General features: G+C 68.1%; 6 protein-coding genes. 3 read left to right on the top strand and 3 right to left on the bottom strand.

The annotated features are described in order from the left end of the window. The first annotated feature begins 61 nt into the window (after positions 1 to 61). From E6J58_05905 to E6J58_05895, 3 genes are all read left to right on the top strand, one after another. Positions 62 to 1,348 (top strand): hypothetical protein, encoded by a 1,287-nt coding sequence (locus tag E6J58_05905; GenBank protein ID TMB40306.1) that lies wholly within the window; start codon positions 62 to 64, stop codon positions 1,346 to 1,348. Between the two features lie 71 nt (positions 1,349 to 1,419). Next, a complete protein-coding gene (locus E6J58_05900; protein ID TMB40305.1) occupies positions 1,420 to 2,151 on the top strand; it encodes a hypothetical protein in 732 nt (243 codons plus the stop codon). 169 nt (positions 2,152 to 2,320) lie between these two features. Next, positions 2,321 to 3,559 carry a glycosyltransferase family 2 protein gene (locus tag E6J58_05895; GenBank protein TMB40304.1) on the top strand — a complete coding sequence of 413 codons (1,239 nt, stop codon included), beginning with the start codon at positions 2,321 to 2,323 and terminating at the stop codon, positions 3,557 to 3,559. Here E6J58_05895 and E6J58_05890 read toward each other — a convergent pair. The 3 genes from E6J58_05890 to serS are packed head-to-tail and all read right to left on the bottom strand — an operon-like array spanning position 3,535 to position 6,774. Then, a complete protein-coding gene (locus tag E6J58_05890; GenBank protein ID TMB40303.1) occupies positions 3,535 to 5,064 on the bottom strand; it encodes a hypothetical protein in 1,530 nt (509 codons plus the stop codon). The genes E6J58_05895 and E6J58_05890 overlap by 25 nt on opposite strands. After that, a complete protein-coding gene (locus tag E6J58_05885) occupies positions 5,064 to 5,516 on the bottom strand; it encodes a cupin domain-containing protein (protein ID TMB40302.1) in 453 nt (150 codons plus the stop codon). The genes E6J58_05890 and E6J58_05885 overlap by 1 nt, the downstream gene beginning before the upstream one ends. Next, positions 5,497 to 6,774, bottom strand: a complete 1,278-nt coding sequence (serS, locus tag E6J58_05880) for a serine--tRNA ligase (GenBank protein ID TMB40301.1) — start codon at positions 6,772 to 6,774, stop codon at positions 5,497 to 5,499. The genes E6J58_05885 and serS overlap by 20 nt, the downstream gene beginning before the upstream one ends. Positions 6,775 to 6,795: the final 21 nt, after the last annotated feature.

The following is a 6,795-nucleotide window of genomic DNA, read 5'->3' as shown; positions in this document are numbered from 1 at the left end:
GCTCGCGAAAGATCGCACCGGACCGCACGCGTCCTGCCGTCCCGGCAGGAACGGAGGAACCATGCATCGACGAATCGTCGCGATCGCGCTCGGAACGTTCGCCGTCTGCGGCTGCGGGAGCCCGACGCAGACTGAATCGCAAACCTCTTCGGCAACGCCGCCCGTGGCCGGGTCTGCTGCCGATCCGGACGGCAGACGAAGAACTCCGACCGCGGGCGACGCAGGTGCGGGGACCGTTCCGGTCGCCACGGGGTTCGGCGATCCGCTGCAAGGTCTCACCGCGGCGGAGCGCGCATCGTTCGACGACGGCAAGGTCCACTTCGCGACGGCGGAAGAACTTGAGGAAGGCCTCGGCCCGGTCCTCAACGAGGCCTCCTGTGTCGCCTGCCACGCCGGCCCGGCGGTGGGCGGCAGCAACGGCCGCCTGGAGACGCGATTCGGACGGCGTGGAGCGGACGGAGGCTTCGACCCCCTCGCCGCGGAGGGAGGCTCGCTGTTGCAGGACCACGGCATCGGCGCCGTGGATGGATTCACCTTCGGCCCGGAGGTCGTGCCCGCCGACGCAAACGTCGTTGCACAGCGCCGCACGACGCCGTTGTTCGGCCTCGGGCTCGTCGACGCGACGCCCGACGATACGATTCGCGCGATCGCCGCGAAGCAGGCGCGATCGAGTCCGGAGACGGCGGGTACGGTGGCGGTGGTCGCGAATCTGGTGACTGGGAAGGAATCGGTCGGAAAGTTCGGCTGGAAGAACGTAAATCCGAGCCTGCTGCAGTTCTCCGCCGACGCGTACCTCAACGAGATGGGCATCACCAGCCCGCTCTTTCCCAACGAGAATTGCCCTCAGGGCCGCTGCAGCGACCTCGCCTTCAACCCGGTACCGGCGTTGAACGACGCCGATGGCGCCGACGTCCTTGCGTTCGCGAGCTTCATGATGTTTCTCGCTCCACCACCGCGGGCACCGCAGACGGCGCAGACGCTTGCAGGCGAGCGGGTGTTCAACAGCATCGGGTGCGCCGTGTGCCACATGCCGACGCTCGTCACCGGCCCGAACGCCGTCGGGGCCCTCGACGGCGTCGAGTACCATCCGTACTCCGACTTCCTGCTCCATGACATGGGAAGTCTCGGCGACGGCATCGTCCAGGGCGCCGCGGGCGCGAAGCAGATGCGGACGGCGCCGCTCTGGGGATTGCGGGTCGCGACCAACCTGCTGCACGACGGCCGCGCGGAAACGCCGCTGGAAGCGATCCTCGCGCACGACGGTCAAGGACGCCGCGCGCACGATTGCTTCAAGGCGCTCGATGCCAGGGATCGGGCGGCGCTGCTCGCCTTTCTCGATTCTCTCTAGACACCGTCTCGAGACCACCGAACATGAATGCTTCACATGCGCTTCATGAATCCCGGCTACATCCCGCCCGCATGCTGCCAAAGAATTTCTGGCCCGCGACACCCTTCGTGGTCCTTGCCATTGCGGTAACGAGCTTCGCCGTCACCCCGCTGTGGATCCAGCACCGCGCCGCCCAACTGCGCGAGCCCGCTCATGCCGCGCTCGCGTCGTCGGTCCAGGCCCTCGGCGCCTTGATCGAATCGCGCGCCCGGCAGCGTCGTCTTCTGGGCGGCGCTCGCCTCGACCCTGCCGCTGCGCAGGAGGCGCGGCAGCGACTGGCGTCACTGACGGACGAGCTTGCCGCCGAGGAGCGCCGTGCGATCGCCGCCTCGGCGCGCCTCGAAGAGATCCGTTTGCGTTCCCTGGAGCTTGCCAACGGCCTCAACGTCGCCTGGACGGTGGTGGCCATTCTCGGCGGCTGCGTCGCGGCGCTGCTGGTGCGCCATCACCAGCGGCTGTCCGAGAACCTCCGCCGGGTCGATCGCGAACGGGCGCACGAGTTGGAGCAGTTCGCGGGCCGCGTCGCGCACGACATCGTCAGTCCGCTCGGCCCGGTCTCCGTCGGGGTGCAATATCTTGCACGCAAGCTCCCCGACGACCCGGAAGCGCAAGGCGCGGTGCGGATCGTCCGCGGGAGCCTCGATCGCGTCGGCATCATCGTCGACGAGCTGCTCCGGTTCGCGCGCGCAGGAGCACGTCCCGCCCGCGGGAGAGGCGCAACCTTCTGGGTCGAGCTGCCGCTCGCATCCGATTTGACCGCATAGCCCCCCCTCGCCCGCCCGCCCCACACATCGCCGAGTCGAAGGTCGATCCACCGCTGCACGGGCGCAGCGCCTCTCGACCACAGTCGGGCGGCCGCCCGCATGCGTGATCCGTCCTATTGCGAACACCCCGCCCGCTCCGCACGGTTTCTCTGCAGCCAGGAGGGCGCAGATGAGCGCGATTCACATCCTCGAAGGCGGTCGCCACCCCGCAGTCCTCGACGCGCCGGCGGGCGACCTTCGCATCGCGCCTCATCGGGGCGCACCGGTGAAGCTCTCGCTCGTCGTTCCCACCTACAACGAGTCGCGCAACCTCGAGGAGCTGATCGGAAGGCTCGCCGCGCTCCTCGACGGCTTTCTTCCAGGCGCCTACGAGCTGATCGTCGTCGACGACGACAGTCCCGATCAAACCTGGGCCTTGGCGCTTCGCCTCGCGGACCGTTGTCGCTCGCTTCGCGTGATGAGACGGCGCGGCGAGAAGGGCTTGTCGACCGCCGTCGTCCGCGGATGGCAGGCGGCGCAAGGCGAAGTGCTCGCAGTCATCGATGGGGATCTGCAGCACCCGCCGGAAGTGGTGGAGAAGCTTTGGGCGGCGATCGCACAAGGAGCGGACCTCGCCGTCGGCAGCAGGCACGCGGGCGGCGGCGGTCTCGGCGACTGGAGCGCTCTGCGCCGCGGGCTGTCACGAGCCGCGCAACTCGTCGGCCTCTGCGTGCTCCCCACCGTCGTGGGACGGGTTTCCGATCCGATGAGCGGATGCTTCATGGTGCGTCGGAGTGCCCTCGCCGACGTGACCCTGAGCCCGTTGGGTTACAAGATCCTCATCGAGGTGCTCGGCCGCGGTCGCATCGGCCGCATCGCGGAAGTGGGGTACGTCTTTCGCGAGCGCGTGGCCGGGGAAAGCAAGGTCACCGCCCGGCTCTACCTCGAGTACCTCCGCCATCTCGTTCGCCTGCGCCTCGCGCTATTGCCGCCGCGATTCTTCCGATTCGGCCTCGTCGGCCTCTCCGGCGTCGCCGTCGACATGGCCATCCTCTGGTTGCTGAAGGGACGGCTGGACTGGCCGCTCACGATCTCGAAGCTCGTCGCCGCGGAGGTGGCGATGGCGAACAACTTCCTCTGGAACGATCTCTGGACCTTCGGCGACCTCGCCGCCCGGCAAGGTCACGGATGGTTGCGGCTGCGGCGGTTCGCGAAGTTCAACGCCATCTGCGCGGCGGGTCTTGCCCTCAGCGTCGGGCTGCTGGAGATGCAGGTCGGAATCTTCAAGCTCAACCCGTACGTCGCCAACGCGGTGGCCATCGCGGTGACGACCGGCTGGAACTTCTGGATGAACAAGATCTTCAGCTGGGCAGCGCCTCGGCCACTTCCGGCGGTAGCGTCACCTCAGCGACGAGCGGCAGGCGCATAGAGGGACCAGCGGCCGGCGTGAGCCACCATGGCGAACCCTTGCGGCTCTGGACCGGGCGTGCGGACGAGGACGTAATCCTCGTCGGAGACGGCGCGCGCGATGTCGAGCTCGTGCGGCCGCAGCTCCCAGCTTCGCGGGAGGGGCACGGGTTCGCTGCCTTGGCGGAACCGGACCGGCGTCCAGGGCGTCTCCGCGAAGTTGTAGCGAGCACGCCCTCCGCGGAAGATTTCGTAATACGACGCGAAGTGCAGGAAGGACTGGTACTGGAAGAGGTGACTTTCAGTGGAGGAGACGATCGCGATCAGCCGTTTGCCGGGTTCTGCGGCGTGCAGAACCTGGTGCAGCTCGGTGACCTGCGCCTCGCGGTCGAAGGCTCGATAGGTCGCGGCGACGCTCGTCTGGAACGCGATCTGCAGGGCCACGACGGCGGCAAGAATCGCGCTGGTCGCCGGGCCGGGAGCAATCGAAGGCGAAGCGATCACCAGCAGGGCCAGGAAGGGCAGCGCACGCAGGTGGATGTAGCCCATGTAGCCCATGTCGTACGGCGCGGCGAGGTATGCGACGAGGGAGAGCACGGCGAGCAGCGGCAGACGCCACTGCCGATCGAGGCGAGGCCTCGGGCGCACGGCGATCGTCGCGACGAACAGTGCAGCGATCGCGAGCACGAAGATTTCGTCCCCGTGCGCGGCGAGAACGTTGCCGTAGCGGAGAAGTCCGAGGACCTGGTCCTTGGGTCCCAGCCAGCGGGGGAGCGTCCGCGCCGCCGCGCCAGGGCCATCGCGCGCGGCGAGCGCGTGGAGTGCCCAGGCGCCGAGAAGCAGGATGGCCGGCAACCACGGCGCCAGCGCCCGGGCCTTGTTCCGCCATGGCTCAGCCGATGTGACCCCGAGGATGAACGCAGCGGCGAGGGCGAATGCCACCCCGCTGGGATGCAGCCAGAGGAGCGCGGCTCCGCCGGCGGCAATCCATGCGGCCCGCCGCAGCGAGGCGCCGCGCAGCTCGCGCTCGGTCAGCGCGACGAGGACGAGCGCAAGCGGGATCGACTCGATGAAGTTGAAGAAGCCCAGATAGAGGGGAACGGTGTGGAACACCGCCGGCGCGAAGACGGCAAGGCGCCGATCGCGTCCGAAGGAGCCGAGGAACATCCAGAACGCAGCGGAGGTCGCCGCCGCGATCAGCGAGAGCATGATCCGCACGGCCGCATCGGCTCCCGTGATCTTCGCGATCGCGGCGGCAGGCAGATAGAAGCCGAGGTACTCGAGCCGCCGGAGATCGATCTCGAACCACTTGTCGAAGGCGGGTCCCGGCGCGTGGAAGTCGGCAAGGATGCGCACCGCCGCGATGTGCTCGGGCGCGTCCTGGTAGGGCAAGAGCTCGCTCGTCCACAGCGGCGCGATGGCCGCAACCGTGGAGAGAGCGATGAGCAGCGGCCAGACGAGCTCCTGCGCGGCGAACGCGGGCCGCGCGACGGGAAGCGCAATCGCCTCTGCCCGGCTGCCCTCCATCACTTGCGACCGTAGCGATCTTCCAGGCGGACGACGTCGTCGAGTTGCGGAGTGCTCGCCTCGAGGACATCGCAGTCGCTGAGCGCGACCATCCGATGGACCATGCCGGGGCGAATGCGGACGGATTCTCCGGCCCGCAGGATGACGTCGGATCTTCCCTCGCCGCGATCGTACTCGAACCGCATCGCTCCGGAGAGGAGGTGGACGGTCTCGTCCTTCACGCGGTGGTATTGCAGGCTCAGCGCGTGACCCGCTTTGATGTGGAGGATTTTTCCTACGTAGCTTTCCGCGTGCGCCCAGATCAGCTCGTAGCCCCACGGCTTCTCCACTCGCCGGGGCATGTGACGGACGTCACGCGATTCGAGTCCGGATGCTTCTGCCATGCGAGCGAGGGTTCGCACGGTGCGCCGGCAGGACAAGGCGGCGAAATACCTACCCCGGCGCTGCGACATTCAGGCGCGCGAGTCCGCCCATATACGGACGGATGGCCTCGGGGAGGACGACGCTTCCGTCGGCCTGCTGTCCGTTCTCGAGGATGGCGACGACCGTCCGTCCGACGGCGAGACCGCTCCCGTTGAGGGTCGCAACGAGGCGCGGCTTTTCGCCCGGCGCGGGGCGAAAACGGATCTGCGCGCGCCGCGCCTGGAAGTCGCCGCACGTCGAGCACGAGCTGATCTCGCGATAAGCGTTCTGGCCGGGAAGCCAGACCTCCAGGTCGTACGTCTTCTCCGACGAGAATCCCAGATCTGCCGTGCAAAGGAGCACGACCCGGTGGTGAAGGCCCAGCTTCTCCAGCGGCGCCTGGGCGTCGCGCACCAGCTCCTCGAGCGCGGCGTGCGCGTTCTCCGGTTTTTCGAAGCGGACCAGCTCCACCTTGTGGAACTGGTGTTGCCGGATGATCCCTTTCGTGTCCTTGCCGTAGCTTCCTGCCTCGCTGCGGAAACAGGGAGAGAAGGCGCAGTACTTCAATGGAAGCTGCGCCGCATCGAGGATCTCGTCACGGTGGTAGTTCGTCACCGGCACTTCCGCCGTGGGAATCAGGTAGTAGCCGGCCGTCGTCTTGAAAAGGTCCTCCTCGAACTTCGGAAGCTGGCCGGTGCCGCGCATCGATTCCGCGTTGACCAGATAAGGGGGCAGCAGCTCGAGATAGCCGCGTTCTCGTGCCGAGTCGAGGAAGAGTTGCACGACCGCGAGCTCCAGGCGCGCGAGGGCGCCGCGGTAGAAGACGAAACGGGCCCCGGACACCTTCGCCGCGCGCTCGAAATCCAGCAGGCCGAGCTTCTCGCCGATCTCCGTATGCTCCCGGGGCGAGGCCAGCCCGGGTTTGTCGCCCCACGCCCGGACCACCTGGTTGTCGCGCTCCGAGGTGCCCGGTGGCACCGTCTCGTGGGGCAGGTTGGGGACGTTGAGGAGGGCGCGCTCGATCCGCTCCTCCACCTCCTTGAGCCGCGCGTCCTTTTCCTTCACCTCGTCGGACAGGGCCTTGAGCCGCGCGCGAAGCTGCGCCTGCTCTTCCCCTTTGAGCGTGCGCATCTGCTCCGACGCCTTCCGCTGCTCGGCGCGCTGCGTTTCGCTCGACTGGATGAGCTGCCGCCGTTCGGAGGCGAGGGCCTCGATGGGCGCGAGCGCCTCCGCCCCCGCGGCGCCGCGGGTCAGAAGCCGCCGGCGCACCTCGTCCAGGTTCGCCACAACCCACTTCAGGTCGAGCATGGCGTCCGGAAGTATCGCTCG

This window comes from Deltaproteobacteria bacterium, assembly GCA_005879535.1.
GTDB lineage: Bacteria > Myxococcota > Myxococcia > Myxococcales > 40CM-4-68-19 > 40CM-4-68-19.
This window is presented reverse-complemented; position numbering and strand designations above follow the sequence as displayed.